At 71.2% G+C, this 16,077-nt stretch carries 19 protein-coding genes and 1 pseudogene; 16 read left to right on the forward strand and 4 right to left on the reverse strand.

All coding sequences use genetic code 11. From position 1 onward, the window contains the following. Positions 1 to 56: 56 nt before the first annotated feature. The 9 genes and pseudogenes from JSX79_RS17195 to JSX79_RS17235 all read left to right on the forward strand — a co-directional run bounded on the left by JSX79_RS17195 (position 57) and on the right by JSX79_RS17235 (position 8,583). A complete protein-coding gene (locus JSX79_RS17195; protein WP_229087298.1) occupies positions 57 to 1,670 on the forward strand; it encodes an ABC transporter substrate-binding protein in 1,614 nt (537 codons plus the stop codon). Between the two features lie 19 nt (positions 1,671 to 1,689). Continuing rightward, positions 1,690 to 2,538: an ABC transporter ATP-binding protein gene (locus JSX79_RS17200; RefSeq protein WP_229087300.1), complete on the forward strand. Its 849-nt coding sequence runs from the start codon at positions 1,690 to 1,692 to the stop codon at positions 2,536 to 2,538. Further along, positions 2,535 to 3,311, forward strand: coding sequence for an ABC transporter ATP-binding protein (locus JSX79_RS17205; RefSeq protein ID WP_092384453.1), 777 nt, complete (start codon positions 2,535 to 2,537; stop codon positions 3,309 to 3,311). The genes JSX79_RS17200 and JSX79_RS17205 overlap by 4 nt, the downstream gene beginning before the upstream one ends. Before the next feature lie 42 nt (positions 3,312 to 3,353). After that, positions 3,354 to 4,688 (forward strand): NtaA/DmoA family FMN-dependent monooxygenase, encoded by a 1,335-nt coding sequence (locus tag JSX79_RS17210; RefSeq protein ID WP_022907949.1) that lies wholly within the window; start codon positions 3,354 to 3,356, stop codon positions 4,686 to 4,688. Next, positions 4,688 to 5,956 (forward strand): NADH:flavin oxidoreductase/NADH oxidase, encoded by a 1,269-nt coding sequence (locus tag JSX79_RS17215; RefSeq protein WP_308061561.1) that lies wholly within the window; start codon positions 4,688 to 4,690, stop codon positions 5,954 to 5,956. The genes JSX79_RS17210 and JSX79_RS17215 overlap by 1 nt, the downstream gene beginning before the upstream one ends. Then, positions 5,935 to 7,110: pseudogene (locus tag JSX79_RS17220) on the forward strand (NtaA/DmoA family FMN-dependent monooxygenase); the annotation flags it as partial. The gene JSX79_RS17215 and the pseudogene JSX79_RS17220, both read left to right, overlap by 22 nt. Positions 7,111 to 7,269: 159 nt before the next feature. Beyond that, the gene (locus tag JSX79_RS17225) at positions 7,270 to 7,788 is read left to right on the forward strand and encodes an NADPH-dependent FMN reductase (RefSeq protein ID WP_229087302.1); all 519 of its coding nucleotides are present in this window, start codon (positions 7,270 to 7,272) and stop codon (positions 7,786 to 7,788) included. Next, positions 7,785 to 8,288 carry a flavin reductase family protein gene (locus tag JSX79_RS17230; RefSeq protein ID WP_071295318.1) on the forward strand — a complete coding sequence of 168 codons (504 nt, stop codon included), beginning with the start codon at positions 7,785 to 7,787 and terminating at the stop codon, positions 8,286 to 8,288. Before JSX79_RS17225 ends, JSX79_RS17230 begins: the two co-directional genes overlap by 4 nt. Before the next feature lie 25 nt (positions 8,289 to 8,313). Continuing rightward, positions 8,314 to 8,583, forward strand: a complete 270-nt coding sequence (locus JSX79_RS17235) for a hypothetical protein (RefSeq protein WP_070416867.1) — start codon at positions 8,314 to 8,316, stop codon at positions 8,581 to 8,583. Between the two features lie 15 nt (positions 8,584 to 8,598). Here JSX79_RS17235 and JSX79_RS17240 read toward each other — a convergent pair whose 3' ends face one another. From JSX79_RS17240 to JSX79_RS17250, 3 genes are read right to left on the reverse strand one after another with little or no spacing between them, the layout of a single operon-like run. After that, positions 8,599 to 8,994: an arsenate reductase ArsC gene (locus tag JSX79_RS17240; RefSeq protein WP_229087304.1), complete on the reverse strand. Its 396-nt coding sequence runs from the start codon at positions 8,992 to 8,994 to the stop codon at positions 8,599 to 8,601. Then, positions 8,991 to 9,407: a VOC family protein gene (locus tag JSX79_RS17245; protein ID WP_175495971.1), complete on the reverse strand. Its 417-nt coding sequence runs from the start codon at positions 9,405 to 9,407 to the stop codon at positions 8,991 to 8,993. Before JSX79_RS17245 ends, JSX79_RS17240 begins: the two co-directional genes overlap by 4 nt. A 16-nt stretch (positions 9,408 to 9,423) precedes the next feature. Beyond that, entirely contained in the window at positions 9,424 to 10,023 is a 600-nt protein-coding gene (locus JSX79_RS17250; protein ID WP_229087305.1) for a TetR family transcriptional regulator, read from the reverse strand. Between the two features lie 105 nt (positions 10,024 to 10,128). Here JSX79_RS17250 and JSX79_RS17255 point away from each other — a divergent pair, with 105 nt between their 5' ends. Continuing rightward, positions 10,129 to 11,076, forward strand: a complete 948-nt coding sequence (locus tag JSX79_RS17255) for an aldo/keto reductase (RefSeq protein WP_229087307.1) — start codon at positions 10,129 to 10,131, stop codon at positions 11,074 to 11,076. A gap of 93 nt (positions 11,077 to 11,169) precedes the next feature. Here the strand turns inward: JSX79_RS17255 and JSX79_RS17260 are convergent, their stop codons facing one another. Further along, complete coding sequence (locus JSX79_RS17260) at positions 11,170 to 11,748, reverse strand: TetR family transcriptional regulator (protein ID WP_229087308.1); 579 nt, start codon at positions 11,746 to 11,748, stop codon at positions 11,170 to 11,172. A 68-nt stretch (positions 11,749 to 11,816) separates the two neighbouring features. Here JSX79_RS17260 and JSX79_RS17265 point away from each other — a divergent pair, with 68 nt between their 5' ends. From JSX79_RS17265 to JSX79_RS17290, 6 genes are all read left to right on the forward strand, one after another. After that, positions 11,817 to 12,584, forward strand: coding sequence for an SDR family NAD(P)-dependent oxidoreductase (locus JSX79_RS17265; protein ID WP_229087310.1), 768 nt, complete (start codon positions 11,817 to 11,819; stop codon positions 12,582 to 12,584). Positions 12,585 to 12,636: 52 nt separating this feature from the next. Further along, the gene (locus JSX79_RS17270; protein ID WP_071295313.1) at positions 12,637 to 13,242 is read left to right on the forward strand and encodes a nucleotidyltransferase domain-containing protein; all 606 of its coding nucleotides are present in this window, start codon (positions 12,637 to 12,639) and stop codon (positions 13,240 to 13,242) included. Next, positions 13,239 to 13,661 carry a hypothetical protein gene (locus JSX79_RS17275; RefSeq protein WP_071303613.1) on the forward strand — a complete coding sequence of 141 codons (423 nt, stop codon included), beginning with the start codon at positions 13,239 to 13,241 and terminating at the stop codon, positions 13,659 to 13,661. Before JSX79_RS17270 ends, JSX79_RS17275 begins: the two co-directional genes overlap by 4 nt. A 21-nt stretch (positions 13,662 to 13,682) precedes the next feature. After that, positions 13,683 to 14,096: a hypothetical protein gene (locus tag JSX79_RS17280; RefSeq protein ID WP_229087311.1), complete on the forward strand. Its 414-nt coding sequence runs from the start codon at positions 13,683 to 13,685 to the stop codon at positions 14,094 to 14,096. A 175-nt stretch (positions 14,097 to 14,271) separates the two neighbouring features. After that, on the forward strand, positions 14,272 to 15,099 hold the full coding sequence (locus tag JSX79_RS17285; RefSeq protein WP_229087312.1) for an ABC transporter ATP-binding protein: 828 nt from the start codon (positions 14,272 to 14,274) through the stop codon (positions 15,097 to 15,099). A 13-nt stretch (positions 15,100 to 15,112) separates the two neighbouring features. Beyond that, positions 15,113 to 15,958, forward strand: a complete 846-nt coding sequence (locus JSX79_RS17290; RefSeq protein ID WP_083295048.1) for an ABC transporter permease — start codon at positions 15,113 to 15,115, stop codon at positions 15,956 to 15,958. The last annotated feature ends 119 nt before the right edge of the window (positions 15,959 to 16,077 follow it).

The following is a 16,077-nucleotide window of genomic DNA, read 5'->3' on the forward strand; positions in this document are numbered from 1 at the left end:
CACACCGTCCCTCCCGTCCCATCCCCTTCCCCAGGAGACCCCTGCCCATGCTGAACATGAAACGCACCATCGCCGCCGCCGCGATCGCGGTCGTCGGCGCCCTCGGTCTCGCGGCCTGCAGCGCCGGCGGGAACGCCGCCTCCAGCGCCTTCGTCATCGTCACCGCGGCCCAGCCGCAGAGCTTCTCGTACGAGACCAGCGCCACCGGGTACGAGGCCGCCGAGTTCTTCAAGAACACCGGGGCCTCGCTCATCCGCAACGAGTACGTCGACGGCACCGGCGGTCAGGCCGAGCACGAGGACTACAACAAGTTCGCCCCGGTCCTCGCGAAGAGCTACGACGTCTCGGACGACGGCCTCACCTACACGTTCCACCTCGACACGGACGCGAAGTCGACGGCGGGCAACGCGCTCACCGCCGACGACGTGATCTGGAGCATCCAGCGCAAGTTCGCCGTCGAGACGAGCATCGTGCCGTTCATCAGCGCCCCGTTCATCACGAAGCCGGACCAGTTCGCGAAGGTCGACGACGAGACCGTCACCCTCACGCTCGACAAGGCGAGCTACGGCTACACGGCCCTGTCCCTGCTCGCGAACGTCGGCTACAACATCTACGACGCGAAGGTGCTCAAGGAGCACACCACGTCGAGCGACCCGTGGGCCGTCAAGTGGTCGGGCACGCACCCGAACTTCGGCTTCGGGGCCTACAAGGTGGACACCTACACGCCCGGTGAGCAGACGATCTACACCGCGAACGCCGGGTACGCCGAAGGCAAGCCGTCGATCGCCCGGATCGTCCAGCGCGTGGTCGCGGACGCCGGCCAGCGCGCCAACCTGGTGAAGTCCGGCGACGCGCAGATCGCGGCCCAGCTCCGTCCGGCCGACCAGGTCGAGCTCAAGGACGCCGACGCCGCGCAGGTGTTCGACGTGCCGACGAACGCGTACGTGTACATGCCCCTCCTCACCACGAAGGGCACGTTCGAGGACGTCGCCGTCCGCCGCGCACTCGCCGCGGCGATCCCCTACGACAAGATCAACGAGAACGTCTACCACGGTCGGGCCGACTCCATCTCGAGCATCCTCTCCGACGCCGACCCGGGCTTCGACGGCAGCGGGCTCACGGCCAACGAGACCGACCCGGCCGAGGCGAAGAAGATCCTGGCCGACGCCGGGTACACCGAGCCGGTGCAGTTCACCCTCACCGTGAACAACTCCGTCCCGGACCTGCAGGAGACCGCCGTCCAGATCCAGACCGCGGTGAAGGACGCCGGCTTCGACATGACCATCGACACGGTCAACTCGTCGACCTTCCAGGCCGGACTCGCCGCGAAGACGTTCGAGGCGTCCCTCGGTCGCGACTACGCGGTCGTGCAGTCGCCGCCCTACGTCCTGTCGCTCTTCTACACGCCGGGCTCCGCGATCAACTGGCCGGACTTCGACAACGCCGAGCTCAACCAGGCCATCGCGGACGGCAACGCCGCGGGCGACCCGACCGGGGCCGAGGCGGGCAAGTACTGGAACGCCGCGCAGAAGGTCCTGCAGGACCAGATGCCGACGATCTACATCAACTACGTGCAGCCGCTCAACGCCTTCGCGAAGGACGTCGACGGGTACGTGTTCCGCTCCGACAACGTCATCGACTACTCGCAGCTGCAGCTCGCCTCGAGCTGAGCGACGACAGGGAGACACCATGAACGACCAGTCGGCCCCGGTCCTCCGGGTCACGGACCTCAACGTCACCTACGGCACGAACCACGCCGTCCGCCACGCCGACCTCGTGGTCCGGCGCGGGGAACGCGTCGCCGTCGTGGGTGAGTCGGGCTCCGGCAAGACGAGCCTCGCGGGCGCCATCGCCGGGTTCCTCGACGCCGGGACCGTCGAGGTCGAGACCCTCGAGCTCGACGGCAGCTCGATCGAGCGGACCGGGCCGGCCGGTCGGATCCCGGTCCGGACCCCCGGGCTGTCGATGATCTTCCAGGACGCGATGTCGTCCCTCGACCCGGTGTGGACGATCGGCAGCCAGCTGGTCGCCGTGCTCCGGGCCACCGAGCGGGTGTCGAAGCGACGCGCCACCGCCGATGCCCTCGAACGGCTCCGTGCCGTGGGCATCACCGACCCGGACCGGGTCATGGGTGCCGAGCCGCACGAGCTCTCCGGGGGGATGCGGCAGCGCGTGATGATGGCCATCGCGCTCGCCTCGAAGCCCGCACTGCTCATCGCCGACGAACCCACGAGCGCGCTCGACGCATCGCTCGCCGTCGGTGCGATGCAGCTCATGGTCGACCTCGCCGAGCAGGAGGGGACGGCGGTGCTCGTGATCACGCACGACATCGAGCTCTGCCGGCGCTTCACCGACTTCGTCGTCGTCATGTACCAGGGCGAGATCGTCGAGCAGCTGCCGTCCGCGCGACTCGACGAGGCCACCCACCCGTACACCCGTGGACTGCTCGAGTGCGTGCCGACCCTGGCGTCCGCACGGCTCGACGAACTGCCGACGCTCGAGTCGGTCCGCGCCCGACTGGAAGGAACGGCGGCATGACCGGCATCCGCATCGAGGCCACCGGGGTCGCCCGGCGTTACGGCCGCAAGACCGCCGTCCGGGACGTCTCGTTCGTCCTCGGCGCGAGCCAGCGCGTCGGCATCGTGGGGGAGTCCGGCTCGGGCAAGTCCACGATGGCGAAGATCGTCACCGGACTCGAGCGGGCCTCCGCCGGCACGATCACCGTGGACGACCGGGACCTCCGGTCGATCATGTCGACGCGTGCCGGTCGGCTCGAGTACCGACGACGGGTGCAGCTCGTCGCCCAGGACACCACCTCGACGTTCGACCCGCGACACCGCATCCGCGAGTCGCTCCGGACGCCGGCACAGATCCTCGGCGGGCACGACGTCGCCGGTGCGGACGCCGCGATCGGCGAGATCACCACGGAGCTCGGCATCGACCCGAGCTGGGTCGACCGGTACCCGTCCGAACTCTCCGGCGGCCAGCGTCAGCGGATGTCGATCGCCCGGGCGCTGGTCGTCCGACCCGACCTGCTCGTGTGCGACGAGGCCGTCTCGGCGCTCGACGTCTCGGTGCAGGGCGTCGTCCTCAACCTGCTCAAGCGCTACTCGAACGACCACGGCGCCGGCCTCATGTTCGTGTCGCACGGGCTGCCGGCGACCGCGTTCATCACGGGCGAGCTCGTCGTCATGAACCAGGGCGAGGTGGTCGAGTCCGGCCGCACGCTCGAAGTCCTCGAACACCCCAGACACCCGTACACGCAGAAGCTCGTCGACGCCCACCTGGCCGTCGAGGAGCCCGTGGCGTAGTCCCTCCCGGACGCGCCCGCCCTCCCACACGAAAGGCTCCACATGTTCCACCTCGGATGGTTCCTCGGCAACGGCTTCGGCATCCAGGCCTGGTCCGACACGAACGGCGACGGTCCCTGGACCGGCACGAACGTGACCGACTGGATGAAGCCCGACATCTACATCGACCTCGCGAAGAACCTCGAGCGCGGCGGCTTCGACTACATCCTCATCGAGGACACCGCGATGGTCGAGGACTCGTACCGCGGCACCGCCGACACTTCGCTGCGGCGCGGGTTCATGGCGCCGAAGAACGACCCCATGCCGCTCGTCCCGCTCATGACGCAGGCCACGAAGCACATCGGCATCGTCCCGACGTTCTCGACGATCCAGTACCCGCCGTACCTCGCCGCACGCCTCGGCACGACGCTCGACCACCTCACCGAGGGGCGCATCGGCATGAACGTCGTGACGAGCGTCACCGACCGCGTCGCCCAGAACTACGGCTACGAGCAGCACCTCGACCACGACGAGCGCTACCGGATGGCGATCGAGTGGGCCGACGTCGTCAAGGCCCTGCAGGGGTCCTGGGAACCGGGGGCCGTGGTCGCCGACCCGGTCGCGGGCGTCTACGCCGACCACACGAAGGTGCACCCGATCGACCACCGCGGCGAGTTCTTCCGCTCGCGCGGGCCGCTCAACACGATCCCGGGGCCGCAGGGCGTCGTCCCGATCTGCTCGGCCGGTGGATCGGAGATGGGCCGGCAGCTCGCCGCGCTCCACGACGACACGATGATCGCCCTGTCGAAGACGCCCGAGAGCGCGAAGGCGTACCGCGACGACATGCGCGCCCGGGTCGCCGCCGCCGGCCGGAACCCGGACGACGTCAAGTTCCTGTTCATCGTCACGCCGACCATCGCCGCCACCGACGCCGAGGCGCAGGCCGCATCGGAGGCCGCCCGGCTCGCGATGTCGTCGGACAAGGCGATCGAGTACAACCTCTGGAACATGTCGTACACGTCCGGTGGTCGCATCGACTTCGGGGCGATCGACCCGGACACCCGGGTCGAGGACATCGACATCTCGAAGCAGAACGGCGAGTACACCTCGATCGAGAAGCTCTTCGAGGGCCAGCAGGGCCGCACGCTGCGCGAGGTCGTCGCCTCGTCGCACCAGGTGAACGACCTCGGGTTCGTCGGCTCGCCGGACACCGTCGCGGCGAAGATGGGCGAGTTCATGGAGCACGTCGGCGGCGACGGCTTCCTCGTCTACATGCCGACGACCCGCCTCAACATGGCGATGGTGGCCGACGGCCTCTCCCCGGCCCTGCGCCGCCGGGGGCTCATCCGCGACGAGTACACCGGCACGACGCTCCGCGAGAACCTGCGGGCGTTCTGATGCCGGGCGCCCCGGCGCTGTTCGAGGCGATCGAGCTGCGCGGCACCCGGTTCCGCAACCGGCTCTGGGTGCCCGCGCTGACGATGTTCACGGTGGAGGCACGGGACGGCATGCCCACCCCGTTCCACCACGTGCACCTCGGCGGGCTCGCGCTCGGCGGCGCCGGGGCGATCGTGGCGGAGTGCACCGCCGTCACCCCGGAGGGCCGGGTCACGCCGTACGACCTCGGGCTCTGGGACGACGCGCAGCGCGACGCCTGGCGCCCGACCACTGCGTTCGTCCGCGACCAGGGCGTCCGCATCGGCATCCAGCTGAGCCACGGCGGTCGCAAGTCGTCCACCGGGCGGAGCTGGGACCGGGTCCGCGGCACCGTGCCCGTGGCGGACGGCGGGTGGCCCGTCGTGGGACCGTCCACCGTGCCGTACACCGGGTACGCGGCTCCGCGGGAACTCAGCACCGACGAGGTCCGCGGGATCCACCGGGCGTTCGTCGCGGCGGGCGTCCGGGCGCGCGACGCGGGGTTCGAGTTCGTCGAGCTGCACGCCGCGCACGGGTTCCTGCTGCACCAGTTCCTGTCGCCGCTCGCCAACACGCGCGACGACGAGTACGGCGGCTCGCTCCACGGACGGGCCCGCCTCCTGCTCGACGTCGTCTGCGACCTGCGCGCCGCCCTCGGCGACGGGTTCCCGATCCTGGTGCGCTTCTCGGCGACCGACTGGGTCCCCGGAGGCTGGACCGAGCAGGACACGGCGACCACGGCCTCCTGGGCGGTGGCGGCCGGAGCGGACCTGTTCGACGTGTCCACCGGCGGGATGGTCCCGGACGCCGAGATCCCGGTGTTCCCGGGCTACCAGGTCGGGCACGCGGAACGGCTGCGGGCCGCCACCGGTGCACCGGTCGGCGCGGTGGGGCTGGTCACCACCGCCGACCAGGCCGAGGCGGTCGTCGCCGAGGGCCGGGCGGACGTCGTGTTCGTCGGCCGTGAGTTCCTGCGCGACCCGCGCTTCGGACTCCGCGCCGCCGCCGAGCTCGGCGCCTCCATCGACTACCACCCGCTGCCGTACCACCGGGCGCAGCACCGTCCGGCACCACACCACCTCCCACGGAAGGCACACCCATGTTCCACCTCGGTTGGTTCCTCGGCTACGGCTTCGGCGTCTACGGCTGGAACGGGCAGTGGTCCGGCAACGTCCGCCACGACGTCGCCAACCCGCAGCTCTTCGTCGACGCCGCCACCTCGCTCGAGCGGGCCGGGTTCGACTTCATGATGCTCGAGGACTCGTCCGTCCTCCCCGACGTGTTCGGCTCCTCGTTCGAGCACTCGCTGCGCTCCGCGATCGTGCGGCACGACCCCATGCCGCTGGTCCCGCTGCTCGCCGCCGCGACGAAGCACCTCGGCATCATCGCGACCGCCGCGACGCCCTTCTACCCGCCGTTCCTCGCGGCCCGGCTGATGTCCACGCTCGACCACCTGACGCACGGCCGTGTCGGCATCAACCTCGTCACGGCCTCACCGCACGCGGCCGCGCAGAACTACGGCTACGACCAGCACTTCGAGCACGACGAGCGGTACGCGATGGCCGACGAGTGGATCGACGCGGTCCGGGCGCTCTGGGACACGTGGGACGCCGACGCCCTCGTGCTCGACGAGGCGACCGGCGTCTTCGCCGACCACACGAAGGTGCGGTACGCCGACTTCGCGGGGAAGTACTACCGCACCCGTGGGCCGCTCAACACGGTCGCCAGCCCCCAGGGACACCCGGTGGTCTGCCAGGCCGGCGGCTCCCCGGCGGGTCGCGACCTCGGCGCGCGCAACGCCGACACGCTCATCGCCTCGGCACCGGGCGTCGACGCCATGCGCGAGTACGTCGACGACATGCATCGACGGATGGTCGGGTTCGGCCGCGAGGAGACGGACGCGAAGATCCTGTTCCTCGTCGAGCCCGTGCTCGCCGACACCGACGACGAGGCCGAGGCGAAACAGGCCCGACAGCTCGCCGCCACCCGGGAGAACATCGACGCGCAGCTGGCGAACCTGTCGTACACGTCCGGGTTCGACTTCGCGCAGTTCGACCTCGACGAACCGCTCCCGGCGGACCTCAAGGGCAAGAGCAACGGGCACCAGAGCGTCATCGAGGCGTTCCTGGCGAAGGCCGACGGCAAGACGCTCCGCGAGGCCCTCCCCGCGCAGCGCGACACCACGGGATCGGTCCGGCTCGTCGGCAGCCCCGAGACGGTCGCCGACCAGATGGAGGAGGCGATCGCCGCCTCGGGCGCCGACGGCTTCCTGGTCGGACTCCCGGTGACCCGGAAGAACCTGACCGAGGTCTGCGACGGACTCGCGCCGGTGCTCCGGCGCCGCGGTCTGATCAGGGACGGCTACGAGCACGAGACGTTCCGCGAGAACCTGCTCGCGTTCTGACACGCGAGTTGCCGGGAGGCGCGGCTCGACTCCGCCCCTGACCTGCGGTTTCCGTGTGGCCACCACCAGGGCGGCTCGCGCAATGAACGGTAACGGCACCTTCACGACGGGGTAACCGCCACGGCGTTGGATGAGATCCGAGAGAGAGGAACGGTCGCCATGATCACCACCGTCGTCGCCGGCAACCCCAAGCCCGGCTCGCACACGCTCGAGGCCGCGACGATCGTCGCCGAACGACTCACCGGGTCCGCGCCCGACCACGTCGTCGACGTCATCACCCTCGGCCCGGGGATCCTCGGCTGGGGCGACCCCGGCGTGCAGGCCGCGGTCGCGACCGTCGCCGCGTCCGACCTCGTCGTGGTCGCCTCGCCCACGTTCAAGGCCACCTACACGGGCGTCCTGAAGCTGTTCCTCGACCAGTTCGCGACGGCCGACGGGCTCGCCGGGGTGACCGTCGTCCCGCTCATGCTCGGCGCCGGTCCCGCGCACCACATGGCCCCCGAGGTGTTCCTCAAGCCCGTGCTCGTCGAGCTCGGCGCCACCGTGCCCGTGCAGGGCCTGTACCTGAACGACAAGCACTACACCGACGAGTCGTCGACCGAGGGCTGGCTCGCCCGCTGGCGGGACGTCGTCCTCGCCGCCGCATCCGCACCGACCAAGGAAGGCACCAGCGCATGATCAAGCCCTACACCGCCGAGTCCGCGGACCCGACGCTCCTCCGGCAGGCGTTCTCCGGGTTCCCCTGCGGCGTCGCCGCACTCTCCGCGATCGTCGACGGCGCCCCCACCGTGCTCGTCGCCTCGTCCTTCACCGTCGGCGTCTCGCAGGACCCACCGCTCGTGATGTTCGCCGTGCAGCACTCGTCGTCCACGTGGCCGGCGCTCGCCGGAGCGGAGTCCATCGGCGTCTCGGTGCTCGGCGAACGGCACGAGAACGTCACGCGGCAGCTCGCCTCGCGCGACAAGTCCGTGCGCTTCGTCGGCGTGGACACGACGGTGTCCGACACGGGCGCGGTGTTCCTCGAGGGGGCACCGATCTGGATGGAGTGCTCGGTGGAGCACACGTACCCGGCGGGCGACCACGACATCGTCGTGCTCCGCGTGAACGGCCTGATGTCCGACTTCGCGCACAGCCCCCTGGTCTGGCACCGGTCGTCGTTCGCGAAGCTGAGCGCCTGACGCGTGACGTCCGTATGCTCGCCGCATGGCTGACTTCACCGCTGAGCAGGCCGCCGTCGTGCGGATCGAACGTGCCGAGGAGGGCCGCTGGGACCTCACGGTGATCAGCGACTCGGGCGTCCGGATGGGGCACGGCGAGTACCTCTTCGACGAGGCGGACGACGACGCGGCGGGGGAGCAGGCAGCGGCCCTCGACTTCGTCCGCGGCTACGGCTTCCGCTTCGAACCGGACGCCGTGGTCGCCGACGGGCCCGATGCGTACTGGGCACCGCTGCTGGCGCTCGACGAGCGGTAGCGTCGGGATTCCTGCTCAGAGGGTCGCGATCAGCTGCTCGACCCGCGCGCGGACGGCGTCCCGGACGGGGCGGACGCGTTCGATCGGCTGCCCGGCCGGGTCGTCGAGCTCCCAGTCCTCGTAGCGCTTCCCGGGGAACACCGGGCACGCGTCGCCGCAGCCCATCGTGATGACGACGTCGGACTCCCGCACGGTGTCGGTGTCGAGCACGGCGGGGACGGCAGTCGCGATGTCGATGCCCTCCTCCGCCATGGCCTCGACCGCGACGGCGTTGACGCGGTCGGCCGGTTCGCTGCCGGCCGAGAACACCCGGACGCGGTCGCCCGCGAGGTGCTGCAGGTAGCCGGCGGCCATCTGGGACCGGCCGGCGTTGTGCACGCACACGAAGAGCACGGTGGGGCGGTCGGTCACGCGAGTGCCGCCGCCTCGAAGCCGATCAGCCAGGTGACGCCGAAGACGTCCCGCACGGTGCCGTCCCAGTCGCCCCACGGGCGTTCCTGCAGCGGGTCCACGACGGTGCCGTCCGAGGCGAGGTCGTCGAACCAGCCGCGGAGCACGTCGGGTTCGGCGGCGCCGAGCAGGGAGAAGAGCAGCCCGGTCGCCGAGAACGAGGTCTCGCCGGTCGGGGCGTCGGCGGCGAACAGCGTGATGCCGCCGCCGGTGAGCTGCCCGTGCGCGACCGCGTCGGCGGGGCCGTCGGTGCGCGAGAAGTCCGCGAAGGTGGCGATGCTGAGCTCGCCGCCGAAGACGTCCTGCCAGCGCCCGAGTGCCTGGAGCGCGGTGCCGTCGAACTGGAAGTAGGGCGAGGGCCCGTTCACGTTCATGCCCGGACCCTACCGCTCAGACCGCCGCGGCGAGCGTGTCGAACGTCCGGCGCAGCAGGGCCGGAGCGTCCTCGTCGGTGACGGACCAGGTGGCGATCGCGACGTCGAAGCACCCGAGCGCGGCCTGCACGAGGACGGCCGCACCGAGCTCGGCGCCGTCGGGGTCCCCGGCGCGCAGCCGTTCGGTCAGGATCGGCGTCAGGACGTCCGCCCAGGCGAGGTGCTTCTCGAGGTTGCGGGCGCGGAGTGAGGGCGTCGACATCATGACGCGGACCGACCGCCGACCGGACTCGGGGTCCTCGTCGGCGCGGACCATCATGCCGACGAACGCCTCGCGCAGCGCGGTCCAGGCCGGTTCGTCGTCCGGACGCTCCCGGAGCGCCTCCGCGAGCGCACCCCGGTGTCGCAGTGGATCGCCGATGACGGCGTCCTCCTTCGCCGGGAAGTACCGGTGGAAGCTCCGCGCCGAGATGCCGACCTCGGCCGCGATCTGCTCGACGGTGACGGCGTCGAACCCGTCGCGGTCGAACCGGGCGACGGCGACCGCCGCGATCCGCGCGCGCACGGCTTCGCGCGTGATGTCCCGCAGACCGGTCCGCGCGCTCGTCTCACCCACGACGGCATCGTACCGAGGGAGGCGGAACATGACCAAGTTGTCAGAGACTGACAGAACGGGCGTACAGTGTCATCTGCATCGCCAGACACGACGGAAGGACGGCACATGCAGCAGCGCACTCTCGGGACCCAGGGCCTCACGGTCGGATCCATCGGCTACGGCGCGATGGGGACGGTCTTCGCGTACGGGCCCGCCGACGACACCGAGTCCATCGCGGCGATCCGTCGCGCGCACGACCTCGGCGTCACCCACTTCGACACCGCCGAGATGTACGGGTGGGGTGCCGGGGAACGACTCCTCGGTGCGGCCTTGGCGCCCGTCCGCGACGAGGTCACCATCGCCACCAAGTTCGGCTTCACCGCGGACGACTGGGCGCCCGACTCCCGCCCCGAGCACATCCGCGAGGTCGTCGACCAGAGCCTGCGGAACCTCGGCACCGACTCGATCGACCTCCTCTACCAGCACGTCCACGACCCGGCGGTGCCGATCGAGGACGTCGTCGGCGTGATGGCGGAGTACGTGCAGGCCGGCAAGGTCAAGTACCTCGGGCTCTCGAACACCGACGGCGACCAGCTCCGTCGGGCCCACGCCGTGCACCCGATCTCGGCGTTCCAGACCGAGTACTCCGTGTTCGCCCGGGAGTCCGAGGAACTCTTCCCGCTCGTCGACGAGCTCGGCATCGGGCTCGTGGCCTACTCGCCGCTCGCGCGCGGGTTCCTCGGCGGGGCCGTCCAGCCGCGGTCTGCCTACCCCGAGGACGACATCCGGCACATGCTCGAGTGGTGGGCGCCGGAGCACTTCGACCAGAACGTCGCGGTCGTCCGGGCGCTGACCGCGATCGCCGACGAGCACGGCGTCTCGCTCTCGCAGCTGTCCCTCGCGTGGATCCTGGCGCAGCGGGGCGACGTCGTCCCGATCCCGGGGTCGAAGAACCCCGACCGGGTCGCGCAGAACGTGGCGGCGGCCGGTGTCGTCCTCACGGCCGACGACCTGGCGCGCATCGACGCGCTCTCGCGCGACGTGCGCGGCAAGCGCATCGAGAGCCGGGTCTGACGGGCGTCGGTGGGCAGTGGGCGCGACCGGTGACGGACGGGAGGCGCGGTGCGGGCCCGTAACGCGCCTCCCGTCCGTCGCATCCCCGGTCCGTCAGCCGAACAGCGCGAGGGCCTCGTCGACGACGTCCTCGGGGCGGCCCTCGCCGTGCGTCGCCCACCACGTGAGCGCCGTGCTCGCCGCCGCCGCGAGGGCGTGTGCGCGGACCCGCGTCGCGAGGTCGTCGACCGAGCCGCCGTCCCGCTCGGCCACGAACCGCTCGATCACCCCGGTCAGGGCCGTGGACGCAGCCTCCCCACCGCGCTCGAGGGAGGGGTTCGCGCGGATGACCCGCAGGCGGTGGCGGGTGATCTCGATCGTGTCGTCCGGGAACGTGGCTCCGACCCGGTACGCGGCGCGGAGCGCGACCCACGCGGACTCGGACGCCGGACGGAGGCGGAGCTCGTCGGTGAAGCGCACCGCGAACTCGTCGAGGCCGCCCCACACGAGCGAGGCCTTGCTCGGGAAGAGCCGGAACAACGAGCGGCGGCTGACCCCGGCGGCCGTCGCGACGCCGTCCATCGAGACGGCGTCGAAGCCCTGCTCGTCGAAGAGCCGCAGGGCCACGAGCGACACCGCGGCGGGGTCGATCGTCCGCGGGCGTCCGGTCGGCCGGTCGCTCGTCGAGCTCATGGATTCCTTTCGGCACTGAGTGCTACAACTGTGGTGGCGCAGCGAGCGCCTCTCAGTGAGGAGACGACATGACCGACACCACCGCCGGACGGTTCACCGGCAGGACCATCATCGTCACCGGAGCGGGTTCCGGCATCGGACGCGCCACGGCGACGCGCATCGCGAACGAGGGCGGGCGGGTGATCGCCACCGACGTCGTCGCCGAACGGCTCGATGTGCTGCGCGCCGAACTCGTCGACGCCGCCGGCCTCGACGTCGAGACCGTCATCGGCGACGTCGCCGCGCCGGTGACGATCGACGCGCTCCTCGCCGCCGCGGGCGACCGGGTCGACGGGCTCGCGAACGTCGCCGGCATAATGGACGCGTTCCTCCCGCCGAGCGAGGTCGACGACGCCACCTGGGACCGCGTCTTCAGCGTGAACGTCACCGGGCCGATGCGGCTCACCCGAGCGGTCCTGCCGCTGATGATCGCCGCCGGACGCGGTGCGGTCGTGAACGTGGCGTCCGAGGCGGCGCTCCGGGCGTCGGCCGCGGGTGCTGCGTACACGGCGTCGAAGCACGCGATCGCCGGGTTCACGAAGAGCGTCGCGTTCTTCCACGGGCCGCAGGGCATCCGCGCCAACGCCGTCGCGCCCGGTGCGGTGGCGACGAACATCGAGGCACCGATGCGCAGCGAGTACGCGGCCGGACGCGTGGGGCCGATCATGCAGACGACGATCCCGCCGGTGGCGCAGCCCGAGCAGCTCGCGGCGGCGATCACGTGGTTGCTCAGTGACGACTCGGCCAACGTGAACGGCGCGGTGCTGCCGAGCGACGGCGGGTGGTCGGTGGTCTGAGCGGGGCGGCGGAGTGGTAGAAAACTACCGATTGCGGTAGTTTTCTACCACTATGCAGCTCCAGCGCCCGTTCGCCTCCGTGACCACTGCGGTCGACGGTGACGTGCTGATGGTGCTCTCCCGAGCGGCCGGACCGATGACGATCGCGGACATCAGTCGGCTCGTGCCCGATCGCTCGTACGCCGGTGTGCGGAACAGCGCCGACCGGCTGACGGAACAGGGCATCGTCAACGGATTCCGGACCGGACGGACGAAGGCGTTCGCGCTGAACCCCGACCACCTCGCCGCTGGTGCGGTCCGAGCGCTGGCGGACATGCGGCGCGAGCTCCTCGAGCGGCTCACCGTCGGGTGCGACGGCCTCCCGCTCCGGTACGCGGCCGTGTTCGGCTCCGGTGCCCGGGGTGAGATGCGGCCGGACAGTGACCTCGACCTCTGCTTCGTCGTCATCGCCGGGCGTCGTCCCGAGGCGGAGGACGCCGTCCACGCGCTGTGCGAACGCGCGCAGGGGTGGACCGGGAACGTCGTGCGTCCCGTGGTCTTCGACGAGAGCGAGATCGACGCTGCGGATCCGCTCCTCGCGTCCGTCGCCAGGGACGGTGTTCCCATCGCAGGTGATGGTCGTTGGCTGTCCCGGAAGCTCCGTACGCTGGCCGGGTGACACCGCGTACCGGCACCACCGCGCAGGGCGACGAGTCGTTCCGCCGGGGCCGACTCGCGAAGGCCACCGAGTTCCTCGACGCTGCCGACACGCTGCGCGAGCTCGGGGGAGAGTCGGGGGTGCTCACCTCGACGTCGCCGTTCGCGAACGCCTTCGTCGTGCAGTGCGTGCTGAGCGGGATCGCCGCGGCGGACGCGATCTGCGTCGCGAGGACCGGCAGGTACTCGCGGACCGGTGCCCACGACGAGGCCGTTCCGGTGCTCCGAGCGGCGGCCGGGCAGGCGGTCGCGAAGCACCTCGAGGTACTCCTCGCCGTGAAGAACAAGGCCGAGTACAACGCGAAGTCCGTGAGTGACACGGACATCGTGCGCGCGGGGGCGGCGGCCGAGGCACTGGAGTCGGCGGCGCGCTCGGACTGAGCGGCCGCCTACACTGCCGACATGACCGAGGTCCCCGACGCCCGCTCCGACTGGGGCCGGTTCGCCCCCGACTCCGTCGAGCGGCGGATGCTCGACGACACCGGGACCGCACTCGGGCTCGTCCTCCGTCCCCGCACCGTCGTGCTCGACCGTGCCCGGGTCGAGGTCGAGGGCATCGACGCCGACGACCGCGTGGTGGTGCAGCTCGTGGCGAACCAGGGCGCCTACAAGCCGGCCTGGCGCAACAAGGTGATGGCCGACCTGTTCAAGCTGCTGTGGCTGCGGCAGTCCGTCCCCGGGGCCGAGCGGGCCGTCCTCGTCGTCGCCGAGCCGGCAGCGCGGGCGCTCGCCGGGTGGGTCTCGGTGGCCGCCGAGGACCTCGGGATCGAGGTGCTCGTCTGGGACGGGCGGGCGGCGGCGCCCTCGCAGCGCTGACCCCGTGCAGTCGTTCACACGTTCGCAACACATGTGGCCAGACTCCGTAACACGAGCGTCCTAACCTCATCACCAGCAGCGGATTTCCGCGTCGCAGACGAACCCGAGCTCGCGACGCACGCTCTCCGCCATACGAGACCGAGCCTGCGTGCTCGCCGACGGTATGGAGGAACGGATGACCACAGCAGCGGTCCGGGTGGACGCGGTGCGCAAGGTGTACGGCAGCGGTCCGAGCGCCATGGTGGCCCTCGACGACGTCGAGCTGACGATCGAGCCCGGGAAGTTCGTGTCGCTCATCGGCCCGAGCGGCTGCGGGAAGTCGACGCTGCTGCGGCTCGTCGCCGGCCTCGAGCCCGCCGACCGCGGCGACGTGCAGGTCCACGGCGTCACCCCGGCGCAGGCGTGCGCGGCGAAGCTCATCGGCCTCGTGCCCCAGACGCCGGCGCTGCTGCCCTGGCTCACCGTGCTGCAGAACGTCTCCCTCGCCGGACGGGTCAACTCCGGTGCCGGTCGTCGGCGCGCCGCCATCCAGGACCTCGCGGAGCGCGGTGCGGACAGTGGCCCGGACATGCGACAGCTGCTCCGGATGGCCGGGCTCGGCGAGGCGGAGGACAAGCTGCCCGCCCAGCTCTCCGGTGGCATGCAGCAGCGTGCGGCGATCGTCCGGGCGTTCGGCCTGCGCCCCGACGTGCTGCTCATGGACGAGCCGTTCTCGGCCCTCGACGAGTTCACCCGCGAGGCCCTGCAGGACCAGCTGCTCGACCTCTGGGACGAGCTGCGGACGACGGTGCTCTTCGTCACGCACTCGGTGTCCGAGGCGGTCCGGATGTCGGACACCGTGGTCGTGATGGCGCCGCGTCCCGGGCGCATCGTCGACGTCATCGACATCGACCTGCCGCGACCGCGGAACCAGCGTCTGTTCGAGGAACGGCGCTTCCACGAGTACGAGGACCTCGTCCGCACGCGGTTGCACAGCGCGTGGCGTGCGACGGACGCGGCCTGAGGGAGACGACACGATGACCACCACCAGCACGACCTCCACCGCCTCCGCCACGACCACCACCGCCGAGTCCGAGGCCGCAGCGACCCGTCGGCCGCTCCCGGGTTGGATCCGCCCGACGGTCTGGGCGCCCCTCGTCGTGATGCTCGCCGTCCTCGCCGTGCTCTGGCAGATCGGCGCGACGACGATGCCGTACCTGCTGCCGCCGCTGCCCGCGGTGGGGGAGACCCTCGCCACGCAGCTGCCCTACTACCTGCAGAACGCCGGGATCACCCTCGTCGAATCGCTCGTCGGCCTCGGCATCGGGTTCGTGGCCGCGTTCGTCCTCGCCGTGCTGACGAGCGAGCTGCCCATCGTCCGCCGCGCGGTGATGCCGATCGCGATCGTCCTCAACGTGACGCCGCTGGTCGCGATCGCCCCGGCCCTGGTGGTGGCGTTCGGGTTCGGCCCGCTGCCGAAGCTCGTGATCACGGCGCTCATCTGCTTCTTCCCGATCCTCATCAACACCGCTGCCGGGCTCCGGTCCGTCCCGCAGCCCGTGCTGCAGGTGTACCGGACGATCGACGCGTCCCGCCTCGAGATGCTCGTGCACCTGCGGATCCCGAACGCCTTGCCGTTCGTCTTCGCGGCGCTCCGCATCGTGTTCCCGCTGTCGATCATCGGTGCGGTCGTGGCGGAACTCTCCGCCTCCGGGTCGACGGGCGGGCTCGGCACGGTGATCAGCACGGCGTCGTCCATGAACCAGCTCGCCGTGGTGTACGCCGCGATCGCGATCCTCGCGGTGATGGGCGTGGTCCTGCTCGGACTCATCTCGCTCGTCGAGCGGCGGGTCCTCCGCTGGCACCGCACCGCGAACGACTGACGGCGACCGCCGCCCGACGCACCGACCCGCCGCCCGACGCACCGACCCGCCACCGCACCGCACCGCCCCGCGACCGCACCGCCCGGCCACCGCACGCCGCCCCGCGGCCCAGCAGCACC

It is taken from the genome of Curtobacterium sp. GD1, from assembly GCF_020882855.1.
Lineage (GTDB): Bacteria > Actinomycetota > Actinomycetes > Actinomycetales > Microbacteriaceae > Curtobacterium.

Coding starts and splice junctions, on each gene's coding strand:
- JSX79_RS17195 (WP_229087298.1), top strand. CDS start 57: ATGAAACGCACCATCGCCGCCGCCGCGATCGCGGTCGTCGGCGCCCTC.
- JSX79_RS17200 (WP_229087300.1), top strand. CDS start 1,690: ATGAACGACCAGTCGGCCCCGGTCCTCCGGGTCACGGACCTCAACGTC.
- JSX79_RS17205 (WP_092384453.1), top strand. CDS start 2,535: ATGACCGGCATCCGCATCGAGGCCACCGGGGTCGCCCGGCGTTACGGC.
- JSX79_RS17210 (WP_022907949.1), top strand. CDS start 3,354: ATGTTCCACCTCGGATGGTTCCTCGGCAACGGCTTCGGCATCCAGGCC.
- JSX79_RS17215 (WP_308061561.1), top strand. CDS start 4,688: ATGCCGGGCGCCCCGGCGCTGTTCGAGGCGATCGAGCTGCGCGGCACC.
- JSX79_RS17225 (WP_229087302.1), top strand. CDS start 7,270: ATGATCACCACCGTCGTCGCCGGCAACCCCAAGCCCGGCTCGCACACG.
- JSX79_RS17230 (WP_071295318.1), top strand. CDS start 7,785: ATGATCAAGCCCTACACCGCCGAGTCCGCGGACCCGACGCTCCTCCGG.
- JSX79_RS17235 (WP_070416867.1), top strand. CDS start 8,314: ATGGCTGACTTCACCGCTGAGCAGGCCGCCGTCGTGCGGATCGAACGT.
- JSX79_RS17245 (WP_175495971.1), bottom strand. CDS start 9,407: ATGAACGTGAACGGGCCCTCGCCCTACTTCCAGTTCGACGGCACCGCG.
- JSX79_RS17255 (WP_229087307.1), top strand. CDS start 10,129: ATGCAGCAGCGCACTCTCGGGACCCAGGGCCTCACGGTCGGATCCATC.
- JSX79_RS17260 (WP_229087308.1), bottom strand. CDS start 11,748: ATGAGCTCGACGAGCGACCGGCCGACCGGACGCCCGCGGACGATCGAC.
- JSX79_RS17265 (WP_229087310.1), top strand. CDS start 11,817: ATGACCGACACCACCGCCGGACGGTTCACCGGCAGGACCATCATCGTC.
- JSX79_RS17270 (WP_071295313.1), top strand. CDS start 12,637: ATGCAGCTCCAGCGCCCGTTCGCCTCCGTGACCACTGCGGTCGACGGT.
- JSX79_RS17280 (WP_229087311.1), top strand. CDS start 13,683: ATGACCGAGGTCCCCGACGCCCGCTCCGACTGGGGCCGGTTCGCCCCC.
- JSX79_RS17285 (WP_229087312.1), top strand. CDS start 14,272: ATGACCACAGCAGCGGTCCGGGTGGACGCGGTGCGCAAGGTGTACGGC.
- JSX79_RS17290 (WP_083295048.1), top strand. CDS start 15,113: ATGACCACCACCAGCACGACCTCCACCGCCTCCGCCACGACCACCACC.